The following is a 15,651-nucleotide window of genomic DNA, read 5'->3' as shown; positions in this document are numbered from 1 at the left end:
CGGTCTCTCTTCGATTCGGTGCGGGTGGGCGACGCCTCAAACTATGCACCTGAAGTGATTATCCTGCAATATGGCAATCATGAACGGTGCATTCAGGTACGCTGGGCCGGTGACCGATCCCGCGCCCAGCTATCCGCCGCTGTACAAGCACGCCGCATTCCTGTTCGGGCAGTTGGGCAGTCACGCCTCCTACCGCTTCACCGACCTGCTCGCCCCGCTCGGCATCAAACCGCCGCAGTTCGGCACGCTACGGATCCTGAAGGCCAATGACGGCCTCTCGCAGCAGCAGTTGTGCGAGGCGCTCGGCATCCATCGCAATGTGATGGTCGGGCTCGTCGACGACCTGGAGAAACGCGGACTCGTGGAACGGCGCAAGCACCCGTCCGACCGGCGCGCGCACGCAGTGCATCTGCTCCCCGCCGCCGATGCGCTCCTGGCCCGCGCGGCGGAATCGGTCACCGGGCTGGACGCGGAACTGCTCGCACCGCTGGATCCGGCCGAGCGGGCCACGCTGGTCGAACTGCTACAGCGGGTCGCCGTCGGCAATGGGCTCACGCCCGGCATCCATCCCGGCCTGACCGCCGAGCGGTCTCGGCCGCCGTGTGACGAGCGTCACTGAAGAGCCGAGTCACAGCCGCGGATTCGGTGTGTCCAACCAGGTGCAGACAATTCACCCGGAAGGAACGCCTCCCATGGCCACCATCGACATCCTCGACTCGTTCATCAACTACGCCGACGTCGGCGGCGGTGACATTCCCGTCGTCTTCCTGCACGGCAACCCCACCTCGTCCTATATCTGGCGCAATGTGATTCCGCACGTCAGCGGTGAAACCCGGGCGCTGGCACCGGATCTCATCGGCATGGGCGACTCCGGCAAGCCCGACAGCGACTACCGGTTCGTCGACCACGCCCGCTATCTCGACGCCTGGTTCGACGCGCTCGGCCTGGAGCGGGTGGTCATCGTCGGCCACGACTGGGGTGGTGCGCTCGGAATGCACTGGGCGGCGCGGCATCCCGAACGAGTGCGCGGCATCGCGGTGGTGGAGACCTTCCTCCGCCCGCTGGAATGGTCGGATATGCCGCCGCAGGGCGCGGAGCTGTTCCGCCGCTTCCGTTCTCCCGAAGGCGAGGAGATGGTGCTGGAACGCAATATGTTCATCGAGTTCAACCTGCCCGCCTCCACCCGCAACCTGCCGCAGGAAGCCCTCGCGGCCTACCGCAAGCCCTACCCGACCCCGGAATCGCGCAAGCCGATGCTGGTGTGGCCGCGCGAATTCCCGCTCGGCGGCGAACCGGCCGACGTGGTCGCCATCGTCGAGAACTACGGCCGCTGGATGGCGCGGTCCCCGGAGGTCCCCAAGCTGCTCATGGCCGTCGAGCACGGCGTCGGCCTCGGGTCCGGGGAAGTGATCGACTGGGCGGCGCGGACCTTCGCGTCCACCGAGCTCGCGAATATCGGCCCGGCGGGACACCACTGCCCCGAGGACCAGCCCGACGCCATCGGGACCGCAGTGGCGGAATGGATCCGGCGGCACGCGCTCACCACGGCTCGCGTTGTAGCCTGAAATCGCCGTGGCAGGGCTGATCGCGGGGCGAACCTCGGGGTGCGCCCCGCGATCCCTTTCCGGTGTGATCGCGCGGCATTCGAACCGGGGGGTTGCGGAGTCGGATTCGCGCATCGAGGCTGGCCGTATGCAGATCGAAGCGGACGGCGATCGCGGCCCGGACGGCGCCGAACGGGAACTGGTCGCCCGCGCCGTCGCCGGGGATTCCACCGCCGTCGGCGAAATCGTCCGGCAGTTGCAGGACCCCATCTATCGGCTCGCATTGCGCATGGTGTGGCGGCCCGCCGACGCCGAGGACGCCACCCAGGAGATCCTGCTGCGGGCGGTCGGCAAGCTCGGCACCTGGCGGGGTGAGGCGAAACTGCTCACCTGGGCGTACCGGATCGGCGTCAACTATCTGATCAACCTGAACCGGCGGACGCCGCAGGAGGCGCGGCAGCTCAGCCTGGACGAGTTCAGCGAGGGCCTGAAAGACGGTCTGGCGGACGAGGATTATCGCGGTCCCGAATCCACGCTGCTCACCCATGAGGTGCGGCTCAACTGCAGCCAGGCCATGCTGCAATGCCTGGCCCGCGAGGAACGCGTCGCCTTCGTGCTCTCGGATGTGTTCGAACTGAATTCCACCGAGGCCGCCTGGATCGCCGACACCACTCCCGCCGCGTATCGAAAGCGGTTGGAGCGAGCCAAGAAACGGCTCGGGAACTTCCTCACCCGGACCTGCGGGCTGGCGAATCCGGATGCCTTCTGCAAGTGCTCACGGCGGGTGGGCAAGGCTCTCGAACTCGGCCGCGTGGACCCGCGCCGGCCTGCCTTCGCGGCGCATCCGATCACGCCCGGCGGGCGCAGCGTCGCGGAGGCGGAACGGCAGATGGTGCGGTTGCACGATGCGGCCGCCGTCATCGGCGCGCATCCGGATTACGCGGCGCCGCGGGCGCGTATGGAGGCGATCGGCGGTCTGCTCCGCTCCGGCCGGTTTCCCCTGCTGGAATGAACCGCCGCCCCCTGCATTCCCGGCCCGCCAGTGGGTACGCACCCGGTGGAAGGGCAGGTGCACCATGCATTCACCAGATATCGTCCGCGCGCTACTCGACCGAGCCGGAACCAGCTACGCCCGGGAAGCCGGCATCAAACTGGCCGACAAGCCAGCCCCGCTGTTCCAGCTGCTGATCCTCTCCCAACTGCTCAGCACCCGGATCTCCGCCGACATCGCCGTGGCCGCCGCCCGCGAGCTCATCGGCAGCGGCTACAACACCACCCACCGCGTCGCCGACGCCGAATGGCAGGAACTGGTCGACGTCCTCGGCCGCGCCCGCTACCGCCGCTACGACGAATCCACCGCCACCCGCCTCGGCGCCAATGTCGCCTTCCTGCTGGACGAATACCATGGCGACCTGCGCCGTCTGGCGGCCGAAGCCGACCACCGGCCCTGCCGCCTGGCCCAGCTCCTCCAGCAGTTCCAGGGCATCGGCCCGACCGGCGCCGAGATCTTCCTCCGCGAAGTCCAGGACACCTGGACCTGGATCCGCCCGCACTTCGACGAACGCGCCCTCGAGGGCGCCGCCGAACTCGACCTCCCCGCCGACCCGCAATCCCTCCACGACCTGTGCCCCGAAGGCCGCACCGCCGACCTCGCCGCCGCCCTGGTCCGCGTCACCCTCGACCGCGACCTCGCGGAGGAGGTCCTCGCCGCCGTCCGCTGAGCGCGACCCGGCTGCCACCGCGCGGCGGACGCAACCCGGTACTGCGCGCCGGTCGGGATGCCGAAGGGGCTCACGCTGGGATGACGAGAGGGAGTTGTCGGCGGACGATCATCGGACGATGGTCGAATTGGCCGCGGAGGCGCGGACTCTGGGCGATCCGGAGGCGCTGACCCACGACTTGCAGATTCCGCGCAATCTGGCCGATGCGCCGCTGGCGCGCCTGATTGCCGGAGCGCCGCAGACCCTGGGTGTGCCCGGCGGCGAGATCACCCACGTCCTCATCGATCGCGCGCCGGGTGCGAACCTCGCCGATCCGAACTCGAAGGTCACCGAGCCGACCGTCGCCATCGACGCCAAGGACGGCCGGCGGTCCGGGCATCTGACGCTGACTCTGGCCGGTGAGCCCCTCTCGGTGTATCCCGCCGAGAAGTGACCTCCGGGTTCCGGGGAGAATTTTTCGCACGCCTGGGAATAGGCGACGTGCATCACCCGTTGGAGCTGTTCAGACAAGGTTGAGCGGGTTCGACTCAAGTTCAGCTTGCACTCGGAGCAATCCGGAGGCAGGATTGAGCCGACCACGCTCAGCGTTACTTGCTGAGGACTGTGTAAGTACGTCAACCAGGAGGAATCACCATGGCTCGTGCGGTCGGTATCGACCTCGGGACCACGAACTCGGTCATCGCTGTTCTCGAAGGCGGTGAGCCGGTCGTCGTGGCCAACTCGGAAGGATCGCGCACCACCCCGTCCGTTGTCGCGTTCGCGAAGAACGGCGAGGTGCTCGTCGGTCAGCCCGCCAAGAACCAGGCCGTCACCAATGTCGACCGCACCATCCGGTCCGTCAAGCGCCACATGGGCGAGGACTGGTCGGTCGAGATCGACGGCAAGAAGTACACCCCGCAGGAGATCTCCGCGCGCACGCTCATGAAGCTGAAGCGCGATGCCGAGGCCTACCTGGGTGAAGAGATCACCGACGCGGTGATCACCGTCCCCGCCTACTTCGAGGACGCGCAGCGCCAGGCCACCAAGGAGGCCGGCCAGATCGCGGGCCTGAACGTGCTCCGCATCGTCAACGAGCCCACCGCCGCCGCGCTGGCGTATGGCCTGGACAAGGGCGACAAGGAACAGACCATCCTGGTCTTCGACCTCGGCGGCGGCACCTTCGACGTCTCGCTGCTGGAGATCGGCGAGGGCGTCGTCGAGGTCCGCGCCACCTCCGGTGACAACCACCTCGGTGGCGACGACTGGGACGAGCGCATCGTGCAGTGGCTGGTCGACAAGTTCAAGGGCACCTCGGGCATCGACCTGACCAAGGACAAGATGGCCATGCAGCGCCTGCGCGAGGCCGCGGAGAAGGCCAAGATCGAGCTGTCGTCCTCGCAGTCGACCTCGATCAACCTGCCCTACATCACGGTCGACGCGGACAAGAACCCGCTGTTCCTGGACGAGCAGCTGACCCGCGCCGAGTTCCAGAAGATCACCTCCGATCTGCTGGACCGCACCCGCAAGCCGTTCCAGTCGGTCATCAAGGACGCCGGCATCTCGGTGAGCGATATCGACCACGTGGTGCTGGTCGGCGGCTCGACCCGCATGCCCGCCGTCTCCGAGCTCGTCAAGGAGCTGACCGGCGGCAAGGAGCCCAACAAGGGCGTGAACCCGGACGAGGTCGTCGCCATCGGCGCCGCCCTGCAGGCCGGTGTGCTCAAGGGTGAGGTCAAGGACGTCCTGCTGCTCGATGTCACCCCGCTGTCGCTGGGCATCGAGACCAAGGGCGGCGTGATGACCAAGCTGATCGAGCGCAACACCACCATTCCGACCAAGCGGTCGGAGACCTTCACCACGGCCGACGACAACCAGCCGTCCGTGCAGATCCAGGTCTACCAGGGTGAGCGCGAGATCGCCTCGCACAACAAGCTGCTCGGCTCCTTCGAGCTGACCGGCATCCCGCCGGCCCCGCGCGGCGTGCCGCAGATCGAGGTCACCTTCGACATCGACGCCAATGGCATCGTGCACGTCACCGCCAAGGACAAGGGCACCGGCAAGGAGAACACGATCAAGATCCAGGACGGCTCCGGCCTGTCCAAGGAGGAGATCGACCGCATGGTGAAGGACGCCGAGGCGCACGCGGCCGAGGACAAGGCGCGTCGCGAGGAGGCGGAGACCCGCAACCAGGCCGAGTCGCTGGTGCACCAGACCGAGAAGTTCATCAAGGACAACGAGGACAAGGTCCCGGCCGAGGTCAAGACCAAGGTCGAGGCGGCCATCGCGGAGGCCAACGAGGCGCTCAAGGGCACCGATATCGCGGTCATCAAGACCGCGGTGGAGAAGCTCGCGACCGAGTCGCAGGCGCTGGGCCAGGCCATCTACGAGGCCGCGGGCGCCGAGCAGGCCGCCCAGGGCAATGGCGCGGCCGCGCCCGAGTCCGATGACACCGTGGTCGACGCCGAGGTCGTCGAGGAGCCGGAGAAGAAGTGACCAAGCCGAACCCGGAAGAAGAGCCGGTCATCATCGACGACGTCGTTGATCCGCTCGCGGGTCAGGTTGGCGAGGCCGCGGCGGAGTCCTCCGCCGCGGCTTCGGCCGCGGACGACATTGCCACGAGCGAGGATTCGCTCGCCGATGCGATCAGCGCCGAACTCGCCGAGCGCACCTCCGACCTGCAGCGGCTGACCGCCGAATACGCCAACTACCGCCGCCGCGTCGAGCGTGACCGCCAGGCCACCATCGAGACCGCCAAGGCGTCGGTGGTCAGCGAATTGCTCGGCGTGCTCGACGATCTCGACCGCGCCCGCGCGCACGGCGACCTGGAGACCGGACCGCTCAAGTCGGTCGCGGACAAACTGGTCACCGCCCTGCAGAAGCAGGGCCTCGTCGACTTCGGTTCGGAGGGTGAGCCTTTCGACCCGACCCTGCACGAGGCCGTCCAGCACGAGGGCTCCGGACACGATCCGGTGATCGGCATGGTCATGCGCAAGGGCTACAAGTTCGGCGATCGCGTCCTGCGCCACGCGCTGGTCGGCGTCACCGACGGCGTAGCGGAACAGACCGGCAGCGCATCGGATTCGACGAACGCCGGCTCCGATGCCGCTGCTACCGAGTAATACGAGTAATCCGAGAGGAGGAGATGCCCGGTGAATCGGGAGTGGCTCGAGAAGGACTTCTACAAGGAGCTGGGTGTTTCCTCCAGCGCCACCCAGGATGAGGTCAAGAAGGCCTACCGCAAGCTCGCCCGGGATCTGCATCCGGACAAGAATCCGGGAGATGCCAAGGCGGAGGAGCGTTTCAAGGCCGTCAGCGAGGCGCACGCCGTGCTGTCGGATCCGGAGAAGCGCAAGGAGTACGACGAGGCCCGCCGGCTCTTCGCGAGCGGCGGTTTCGGCCGCGGCGGCTTCTCGCCCGGCGGCGGCTATGGCCAGCCCGGCGGGTTCTCCGGTGAGTTCAACCTGGGCGATATCTTCGGCGGCGCCGGTGCGACCGCCGGGGACGGCGGTCTCGGCGATATCCTCGGCGGCCTGTTCAATCGCGGCGGCGCCCGCACCTCGTCGCGCCCGCGGCGCGGCAGCGATGTGGAGACCGAGACGACCCTGGGCTTCCGCGAGGCCGCCCAGGGCGTGACGGTCCCGCTGCGGATGACCAGCCCTGCGGCGTGCACCACCTGTCACGGCAGCGGCGCCAAGCCGGGCACCAGCCCGCGAGTCTGCCCGCACTGCAACGGTTCCGGCGTGATCAGCCGCAATCAGGGTGCGTTCGGATTCAGCGAGCCGTGCGAGGACTGCCGGGGCACCGGGTCGATCATCGACGATCCGTGCGGCGATTGCCGCGGCACCGGCATCCAGAACCGGACCCGCACCATTACCGTCCGCATTCCCCCGGGTGTGCGCGACGGGCAGCGGATCCGGCTGGCCGGTCAGGGCGAGGCGGGCCTGCGCGGTGCGCCTCCGGGCGATCTGTATGTCACCGTGCATGTCAGCCAGGACAAGGTGTTCGGCCGCAATGGTGACGACCTGACCCTGGTGCTGCCGGTGAGCTACAGCGAATTGGTGCTGGGCACAACGGTTTCGGTGCCGACCCTGGACGGCCGCGTCGGCGTCAAGGTGCCGCCGGGCACCGCGGACGGCCGTACCCTGCGGGTGCGCGGCCGCGGTGTGCCCAAGCGGGGCGGCGGCGGTGCGGGCGATCTGCTGGTCACGGTGAAGGTCGCGATCCCGCAGAAACTGGACGACAATGCCACCGAGGCGCTGCGGCGCTATGCGGAGGCGGAGAAGGAAAGTGGCTTCGATCCGCGTGCCGGATGGGCAGGTGCGTAATGAGTTCCGATCCGAAAAAGACCGAGGCGCAGTACTTCCTGATCTCGGTGGCCGCGCAGCTGGCGGGCATGCACGCTCAGACGCTGCGTACCTATGACCGGCTGGGCCTGGTGTCGCCGCAGCGCACTTCCGGTGGCGGCCGGCGCTATTCGAACCGGGATGTGGAACTGCTCCGCGAGGTGCAGCGCCTGTCCCAGGACGAGGGCGTCAACCTGGCGGGCATCAAACGGATCATCGAACTCACCAACCAGGTCGAGGAGCTGCAGCACCGGGTCGCGGAGTTGACCGCCGAGGTGGAGAGACTCCGGTCGGGGTACCGCCCCGACCTGACTCCCGCCCCGCGGAGCACCGCGCTCGTGGTGTGGCAGCCGCGCAATCGGCGGCGCTCCCAGTAGCCGGTGCGCACCGGCGGGTAGCGGAAAAGGTGCGGGGGCTTCGGCTCCCGCACCTTATTTTCCCGAGTCGGGATGGGGCGGAAATAGATACAGACCGGACGGTTATGGAATTATTCCATTTGTGAGTTTTGCCTTGTGTGGCAAAGCAATTTGTTTGCGAGCGAGGTTGCGGTGCGGTCGCTGAGTTTCTGAGTCTTGCAAAACGGATCTCGCAAGATCGACGAGTAAAACCCTGTGTCTGTCGGCGTGTTCCAGGTGAACAGTCTGTTTTCAGGCGAATAACCCTGCACTGTCCTCAATTTAGGGGAATTACAGGCGTGTTGTTGAAACGTCCCGTTCCGTTGCTGGCAAACCTCACCTACACTTGCTTGGCAACGGCTGCTGTCGAGTGTCCCGCAGCACTGCACTCGCCGGCCTCGCCCGTGTTCGAGTGCGAAATGGGGTTGTGACACAAATGGATTCGCGGACCGTCGCATTGATTAGAACGACGTTCAAGGCGGTTGCTGCGGAGGAAGGCGGCCCCGAGAAACTCGCACGATCGTTCTACGCCATTCTGTTCACCGAGCATCCACAGGTTCGCGACTTCTTCCCGGCCGCGCTCGACGCTCAGCGCGATCGGCTGGTCCGGGCCATCGCCTATGTGGTGGACCGGCTGGAGGAACCGGACAAGCTGCTGCCCTTCCTGGCCCAGCTCGGGCGCGACCATCGCAAGTACGGCGTGGTGGCCGAACACTATGCGGCCGTGGTGAAAACGCTGAAGACCGCCATGCAGGCCTATGCCGGCACCGAGATGTGGACCGATGAGGTGGACCGGGCCTGGGACGAGGGGCTCGGCGTCATCGCCGACACCATGATCGGCGCGGCCGAACAGGAGGGCACCCCGCCGGTCTGGACCGGCACCGTCATCGAACACCGCGAGGTGTTGCGCAATCTCGCCGTCGTGCGCTTGAAGCTGGACCAGCCCATGCAGTACGCGGCCGGGCAGTACATGAGCGTGCAGATCCCGTCCCGGCCGCGCATGTGGCGCTATCTGTCCCCGGCCATACCGGCCAATGCCAGCGGTGAACTGGAATTCCATATCCGCGGCGTCACCGGCGGCTGGGTCAGCCCGGCCATGGTCGGGCACACCCGGATCGGCGAGCAATGGCTGATCGGCTCGCCGCTGGGCGGGCTCGGCGTGCCGCGCAATACCCGCCGCAAGATGCTCATGATCGGCTGCGGCACCGGGATCGCCCCGCTGCGCGCCCAGCTCATGGCCATGACCGCGCGGCGCTCCAATCCCAAGGTGGATCTGTTCGTCGGCGGGCATTACCCGTGCGATCTCTACGATCTGGAGATCCTGAGCCAGCTGGCGCGCGCCAATAAGTGGCTCACCGTCAATCCGGTCACCGAGAGCAATGAGAACCCCTGGTGGCATTTCGCGGATTCCGATGAGCCCAAGGAGCTTCCGGGCTTACAACCGCGCCGGGTCGGTCAGATCGGCAAGATCGTGGCGGGATTCGGGCCGTGGGCGGATCGTGACGTGCAGATCGTCGGTTCACCTTCGATGGTGCAGACCACCAAGTTCCGGCTCATGGCCGCGGGGACCCCGACCCAGAACATTCGCCACGACCCGCTGTTCTGAATTTCCCCAACTCTCAGGGGCTCTCGGGGGGCTTCGCCCCCCGAACCCCCGCTCTCAAAACCCTTCGTAGCGAATGTTTTCGCGCGGCGTCCCGGTCGCGATGAGGCGATCCACCACGGCCTGCACCTGGCCGGAATTGCCGCACACCAGAATCTGCTGGTGATCGAAGGGCGCGAATCGCGCGACGGCCTCGGCGAGGGTCCCCGGCAGCATTTCCTCCGGCTGGAAGCCGACATCCACCTTGCACGCCTCGTACCAGGCATCGGCGCGGCTGGGATCGTGTTCGTCCTGCACCACCGGAAGCACTGTGAGCCAAGGGAATTGCTCGGTCAGCAGGTAGAGCATGTCGGCGGCGTAGAGATCGCGCGGATACCGCCCGCCGAAGAACAGGGTGAGGTTCGGCGGAGTGGCGCGGCGGGACAGGTCCAGCAGCAGCGCGCGCAGCGGGGCCAGGCCGATGCCATCGGCGATCATGACGATCTCGGTGGCATCCTCGTCCACCGTGAGCCAGCCGCCCGGATTGCTGATCCGCCATTCGTCCCCGGCGCGGGTGTCCGAGACCAGCGAGCCGCTGCACCAGCCGCCGGGCACGGTGCGCACATGGAATTCCAGCTTGCCGTCCAGCGAGGGCGGCAGGGCGGAATACAAGCGCCGCGCGATATTCGGATGCTGCGGCGTGCGCACCTCCATCGACTGCCCGGCCGCGAACGGCACGAACTCGCCGATCAGCCGGATCACCGTGAGGTCCTCGCGCAGCCGGTGCGCGCCCACCACCGTCGCCGACCATTCCCCGTCCCCGGTGCCGGGCCCGGGCGCGGACGGGGCCGCGGCCCGACCGGCCGCCGGATACCCGTCCGGCGGCGGGGTATCCGGTGTGACGATGGGTAGTTCGTCGGTATCGGCGTAGGACGGCACCGCCTTGATGATCGGGAACTCGTCGGTATCGTCCGGGCCGCGCGTCAAGGCAAACTCCTGATCATCGAAATATGTTGTGCTACACCGAATCCCGAATCTAGACGGGATCGGACATGATGTTCCGCTCCGGGGTGCCCACCGCGAGCAGCGCCCGCTTGGTATCGGCGATCATGCGGGCCGACCCGGCGATCTGGATCTGCCGGTCCGCCCAGGCGCCGAAACTGGCCACCACCGCGCCCAGGTTACCGATGAGCCGGCGGTGCATGCCGAACGGCGTCTCGGCCGGCGGATACGGATGCCACCACGGGTTGGTCTCGTTCTCGCACACCGGAATCACGGTCAGCCACGGATTGCTCTGCGAGAGCTGCCACATGTTCTCCACATCGTAGAGATCGCAGGGATAGCGCCCGCCCATGAACAGGTGCACGCGCGGATTGATGCCGCGCCGGCCCATCTCGATCAGCTGGGCGCGAATCGGCGCGATGCCGGTGCCCGAGCTGATCATCAGCACATCCTTGCGGCTGCTCAGATCCACGTGCAGGCCGCCCAGCGGCGCGGCGATCATCCAGCGGTCGCCGACCTTGGTCTCGTTCACGATGGCCGGGCTCACCCAGCCGGTGCGGACCTTGCGCACATGGAATTCGATCTCCCCGTAGGGATTGGTGGGGATGGCCGGCGACAGGTACCGCCACATCTTGGGCCGCTGCGGAATGGCCACCGGAACGTACTGCCCGGCCCCGTACGGTATCGGCGTATCCGACTGCAGCCGCACAATGGCCAGATCGTCCACCACCCGCCGGTGCCCGACCACCGTCGCCTCCCAATAGGGTTGCGATTTGTCGGAATTGGCGCCGATGGCCATGGACGCCGAGATCAGGATGGTGACATCGCGCCACCCGGCCTCCAATTGCCGGTTCCAGTGCCCGACCCCGTTGTAACTGCGGAAGGCCGAGAGCAGCGCACGACCCGCGATGTCGTAGTGCGCCGCCTCCACGCCGTACTTGCGGTGATCGCGCGCCAGCTGCTCCAGGAAGCGCTGGGCGCGATCCCAGTCCTCCAGATTGTCGAGGACGAACTGGATGGCGGTGACGAGGCGTTTCGCCTGCATGTCCATGGCGGAGGGGAACAGCTCCCGCAGGGCGGGTATCTCCGCGAAAAGGTGACCGTAGAACGCGCTGATCAGTCGTTCGGGCCCGTGCTGGGCCTCGACGACTGTCCGAAAGTTTGCGCGGACCAGCGCTGCCGAACGCGCATCCACGACGTCGAGCTTTCCTTCCTGTGCTGCTACCCCGGACGAGCCCGGTTCCGGGCCGCCCTCCGCGTCAAGTATCCCTGAAAAAACGGTGGTCGCACGGATATAGCCAAGCTGGGGTCATTTGTGTAACCGAAGGTTCAGATGACCAGCACCGTCTTGCCGCGTGCGCCGGATGCGCCGATAACTTCCGGGGCGTCGGCGAGCGGCGGGGTGGCGTCGATGGGGACCACCAGATCGCCATTGCCGACATCGCGCAGCAGCTCCCGCAACTCGGGTGCGCCGCCGTGGGATTCGAAGTTGCCGCCGGTTATCCCGCGCCGCTTCAGCTCGTCCTCGTCGGCGGACCGGACGGTGGTGTAGGCCGCGCCGCCCGCCTTGACGAGCTCCAGGTGCCGGGCGAAGACCTCCGGCGGGCTGACCAGATCGAAGAGCACGTCGACCCCGCCCGGCACGGTGATGCGCACCGAATCGGCGATCGACAGTTCGGCCGTCTGCTGCCGGGTGGGGGAATCGCCGACCGGGATCCGCCCGTAGTTGACCACCTCGGCCGCGCCCAGTCGCAGCATCCGATCGGTGGCGTCGGGCCGCGCGGTGGCGATGACGTGCGCGCCCGCCAGGGTCGCCAACTGCACCAGATACGACCCGACCCCGCCGGTCGCCCCGACCACCAGCACCGTCTGCCCGGTCCCCACCCCGGCGGCGTGCACCAGGTCGAGCGCGGTGATGCCCGCGGTGGGCAGCGCCGCGGCCTGGATGGCGGTGATCTCGTCGGGGATCTTGGCAATGCTGCTGACTCGCGGGACCACGATGTACTCGGCGAAGGTGCCGTGCCCGACCGGCGGTATGAGGAACTTGCCGACCACTCGCTCGCCGATCTCGAAATCCGTCACGTCGGGCCCCACCGCCGACACGCTGCCCGCGCCGTCGACGCCCGGTATGAGCGGAAAGTCGTGCGGCAGCTTGCCGTCCAGGAAGCCGTCGATCACCCGTTTGTCGAACGGATTGACCCCGGCCGCCTCCAGCTGGATCTGAATCTGCCCCGGTCCGGGCGCGGGGACCGGCATATCCGCCGGTTCGGGAGTGCCGCCGAATTCTCGAATCACGATCGCGCGCATGAGGCTCCATTCGTTCGGAACTACCGGGACGGAACGGGCTGAGGTGATGCGTCGACGAACTGGTTCCAGCGTAGCGTTGTGTGTGACTTACGTCCCTCTGGTGCCGTTGTCGAAAACTCGTCAGACTTGAGCGGAACAGACTCAACTTCTGCCGCGTTGGATCGAGTAAACGACTAGTAGGAAGGTGACAGTGGACTCGTTCAATCCCACCACCAAGACTCAGGCGGCCCTGACCGCCGCATTGCAAGCGGCCTCCGCCGCCGGCAATCCGGAGATCCGTCCGGCGCACTTGCTGGTGGCGTTGCTGGATCAGACCGACGGCATCGCCGCCCCGCTGCTGAAGGCCGTCGCAGTCGACCCGGCGACGGTCCGGCGCGAGGCCCAGGACATCGTCGACCGCCTGCCCCGCGCCAGCGGCGCGACCACCACCCCGCAGCTCGGGCGCGAGGCCCTGGCCGCCGTCACCGCGGCCCAGCGGCTCGCCACCGAGATGGGCGACGAATACGTCTCCACCGAGCACCTCATGGTCGGCCTGGCCGCCGGCGACTCGGACATCTCGCAGCTGCTGCTGAAGTACGGCGCCACCGCGGACAATCTGCGCGAGGCGTTCACCGCCGTGCGCGGCAACACCCGCGTCACCACCCCCGATCCCGAGGGCAGCTATCAAGCCCTGGAGAAGTACTCCACCGATCTCACCGCCGCCGCCCGCGAGGGCAAGCTGGATCCGGTCATCGGGCGCGACGCCGAGATCCGGCGCGTGGTGCAGGTGCTGTCGCGGCGCACCAAGAACAATCCGGTGCTCATCGGCGAGCCGGGCGTGGGCAAGACCGCCATCGTGGAGGGGCTGGCGCAGCGCATCATCGCCGGCGACGTCCCGGAATCGCTGCGCGGCAAGAAGCTCATCTCGCTCGACCTGGGCGCCATGGTCGCGGGCGCGAAGTACCGCGGTGAATTCGAGGAGCGGCTCAAGGCGGTGCTGGAGGAGATCAAATCCAGTGCGGGACAGATCATCACCTTCATCGACGAGCTGCACACCATTGTCGGCGCGGGCGCGACCGGCGAATCCGCCATGGACGCCGGGAACATGATCAAGCCCATGCTGGCGCGCGGCGAGCTGCGCCTGGTCGGCGCCACCACGCTCGACGAGTACCGCCAGCACATCGAGAAGGACCCGGCCCTGGAGCGCCGCTTCCAGCAGGTCCTGGTGGGCGAACCGTCGGTGGAGGACACCGTCGGCATCCTGCGCGGGCTCAAGGAGCGTTACGAGGTGCATCACGGCGTGCGCATCACCGACTCCGCGCTGGTCGCCGCCGCCACCCTGTCGGATCGCTACATCACCTCGCGCTTCCTGCCGGACAAGGCCATCGACCTGGTGGACGAGTCCGCCTCGCGGCTGCGCATGGAAATCGACTCCCGCCCGGTCGAGATCGATCAGGTGGAGCGCGCCGTGCGCCGCCTGGAGATCGAGGAGATGGCGCTGGCCAAGGAGACCGACGAGGCCTCCAAGCAGCGCCTGGAGAAGTTGCGCTCCGAGCTCGCCGACGACCGGGAGAAGCTCAACCAGCTGACCACCCGCTGGCAGAACGAGAAGACCGCCATCGACTCGGTGCGCGTCATCAAGGAGGAACTGGAGACGCTCAAGGGCGAATCCGATCGCGCCGAGCGCGACGGCGACCTGGGCAAGGCCGCCGAACTCCGGTACGGGCGAATCCCCAAGCTGGAGAAGGAACTCACCGAGGCCGAGGCCAAGGCCAAGGGCGCGGCCGACGGCGACGTCATGCTCAAGGAGGAGGTCGGACCGGACGATATCGCCGAGGTGGTGTCGGCGTGGACCGGTGTGCCCGTGGGCAAGATGATGGAGGGCGAGACCCAGAAGCTGCTCCGCATGGAGGAGGAACTGGGCAAGCGCGTCGTCGGGCAGGCCGAAGCGGTGCAGGCGGTCTCGGACGCGGTGCGCCGCGCCCGCGCCGGCGTCGCCGATCCGAACCGGCCGACCGGCTCGTTCATGTTCGTGGGCCCCACCGGCGTGGGCAAGACCGAGCTCGCGAAGGCGTTGGCGGACTTCCTGTTCGACGACGAGCGCGCCATGGTCCGCATCGATATGAGCGAGTACAGCGAGAAGCACTCGGTGGCCCGCCTGGTCGGCGCGCCCCCGGGCTACGTCGGCTACGACCAGGGTGGCCAGCTCACCGAGGCGGTGCGCCGGCGGCCGTACACGGTGGTGCTGTTCGACGAGATCGAGAAGGCCCACCCGGACGTGTTCGACATCCTGCTGCAGGTGCTCGACGAAGGCCGGTTGACCGACAGTCAGGGCCGCACGGTCGATTTCCGCAACACCATCCTCATCCTGACCTCCAATCTGGGTGCGGGCGGCGACAAGGATTTCGTCATGAACTCGGTGCGCGCCGCGTTCAAGCCGGAATTCCTCAACCGGCTCGACGATGTGGTCATGTTCCACGCCCTCGACGAGGAGCAGCTGGAGACCATTGTCGACATCCAGCTGGACCAGTTGCAGAAGCGGCTGTCCCAGCGCCGGCTGAAGCTGGACGTCTCCGACTCGGCCCGCTTCTGGCTGGCCGTGCGCGGCTACGACCCGGCCTACGGCGCCCGCCCGCTGCGCCGGCTCATCCAGCAGTCCATCGGCGACACCCTCGCCAAGGAACTGCTGGCCGGCGAGGTCCAGGACGGCGACACGGTGAAGGTCAATGTGAGCGGAGACGGCGACCACCTCATCGTCGGCCGCTGAATCGGGCGAATCGCACACCGCGCGGTGTAGTT

14 protein-coding genes are annotated in these 15,651 nt (G+C 67.5%); 11 read left to right on the top strand and 3 right to left on the bottom strand.

All coding sequences use genetic code 11. The features are described 5' to 3' along the window. The first annotated feature begins 109 nt into the window (after positions 1-109). The 10 genes from ACYQ5L_RS37435 (at position 110) to ACYQ5L_RS37390 (ending at position 9,588) form a co-directional block, all read left to right on the top strand. Positions 110-619, top strand: a complete 510-nt coding sequence (locus tag ACYQ5L_RS37435) for a MarR family winged helix-turn-helix transcriptional regulator (RefSeq protein ID WP_459962951.1) — start codon at positions 110-112, stop codon at positions 617-619. 73 nt (positions 620-692) lie between these two features. Further along, positions 693-1,565 carry a haloalkane dehalogenase gene (locus ACYQ5L_RS37430; RefSeq protein WP_459962950.1) on the top strand — a complete coding sequence of 291 codons (873 nt, stop codon included), beginning with the start codon at positions 693-695 and terminating at the stop codon, positions 1,563-1,565. Between the two features lie 127 nt (positions 1,566-1,692). Beyond that, positions 1,693-2,556: an RNA polymerase sigma factor gene (locus tag ACYQ5L_RS37425; protein WP_459962949.1), complete on the top strand. Its 864-nt coding sequence runs from the start codon at positions 1,693-1,695 to the stop codon at positions 2,554-2,556. Between the two features lie 64 nt (positions 2,557-2,620). Beyond that, positions 2,621-3,265 carry an endonuclease gene (locus tag ACYQ5L_RS37420; RefSeq protein ID WP_459962948.1) on the top strand — a complete coding sequence of 215 codons (645 nt, stop codon included), beginning with the start codon at positions 2,621-2,623 and terminating at the stop codon, positions 3,263-3,265. A 118-nt stretch (positions 3,266-3,383) separates the two neighbouring features. Beyond that, positions 3,384-3,698, top strand: coding sequence for a DEAD/DEAH box helicase family protein (locus ACYQ5L_RS37415; protein ID WP_459962946.1), 315 nt, complete (start codon positions 3,384-3,386; stop codon positions 3,696-3,698). A gap of 200 nt (positions 3,699-3,898) precedes the next feature. Further along, positions 3,899-5,737, top strand: coding sequence for a molecular chaperone DnaK (dnaK, locus tag ACYQ5L_RS37410; RefSeq protein ID WP_379197165.1), 1,839 nt, complete (start codon positions 3,899-3,901; stop codon positions 5,735-5,737). After that, positions 5,734-6,363, top strand: coding sequence for a nucleotide exchange factor GrpE (grpE, locus tag ACYQ5L_RS37405; protein ID WP_379197163.1), 630 nt, complete (start codon positions 5,734-5,736; stop codon positions 6,361-6,363). Before dnaK ends, grpE begins: the two co-directional genes overlap by 4 nt. A gap of 30 nt (positions 6,364-6,393) precedes the next feature. Then, on the top strand, positions 6,394-7,569 hold the full coding sequence (gene dnaJ, locus ACYQ5L_RS37400; RefSeq protein WP_459962945.1) for a molecular chaperone DnaJ: 1,176 nt from the start codon (positions 6,394-6,396) through the stop codon (positions 7,567-7,569). Then, positions 7,569-7,964, top strand: a complete 396-nt coding sequence (locus ACYQ5L_RS37395) for a heat shock protein transcriptional repressor HspR (protein WP_459962944.1) — start codon at positions 7,569-7,571, stop codon at positions 7,962-7,964. The genes dnaJ and ACYQ5L_RS37395 overlap by 1 nt, the downstream gene beginning before the upstream one ends. Positions 7,965-8,418: 454 nt before the next feature. Beyond that, positions 8,419-9,588 (top strand): globin domain-containing protein, encoded by a 1,170-nt coding sequence (locus ACYQ5L_RS37390; RefSeq protein WP_459962943.1) that lies wholly within the window; start codon positions 8,419-8,421, stop codon positions 9,586-9,588. A gap of 54 nt (positions 9,589-9,642) precedes the next feature. On the opposite strand, the gene ACYQ5L_RS37385 is transcribed toward ACYQ5L_RS37390, so the two are convergent. The 3 genes from ACYQ5L_RS37385 to ACYQ5L_RS37375 form a co-directional block, all read right to left on the bottom strand. After that, positions 9,643-10,362, bottom strand: coding sequence for an FAD-binding oxidoreductase (locus ACYQ5L_RS37385; protein ID WP_459963659.1), 720 nt, complete (start codon positions 10,360-10,362; stop codon positions 9,643-9,645). A 238-nt stretch (positions 10,363-10,600) separates the two neighbouring features. After that, positions 10,601-11,761: a globin domain-containing protein gene (locus ACYQ5L_RS37380; protein ID WP_379197155.1), complete on the bottom strand. Its 1,161-nt coding sequence runs from the start codon at positions 11,759-11,761 to the stop codon at positions 10,601-10,603. A 134-nt stretch (positions 11,762-11,895) separates the two neighbouring features. Beyond that, positions 11,896-12,873, bottom strand: a complete 978-nt coding sequence (locus ACYQ5L_RS37375; protein WP_459962942.1) for an NADP-dependent oxidoreductase — start codon at positions 12,871-12,873, stop codon at positions 11,896-11,898. 190 nt (positions 12,874-13,063) lie between these two features. Here ACYQ5L_RS37375 and clpB point away from each other — a divergent pair, with 190 nt between their 5' ends. After that, positions 13,064-15,619 (top strand): ATP-dependent chaperone ClpB, encoded by a 2,556-nt coding sequence (clpB, locus tag ACYQ5L_RS37370; RefSeq protein WP_459962941.1) that lies wholly within the window; start codon positions 13,064-13,066, stop codon positions 15,617-15,619. The last annotated feature ends 32 nt before the right edge of the window (positions 15,620-15,651 follow it).

This window comes from Nocardia sp. IFM 10818 (assembly GCF_054655275.1).
Note: the sequence above shows the minus strand (reverse complement) of the source record. Positions and strands in the feature narration are given on the sequence as shown.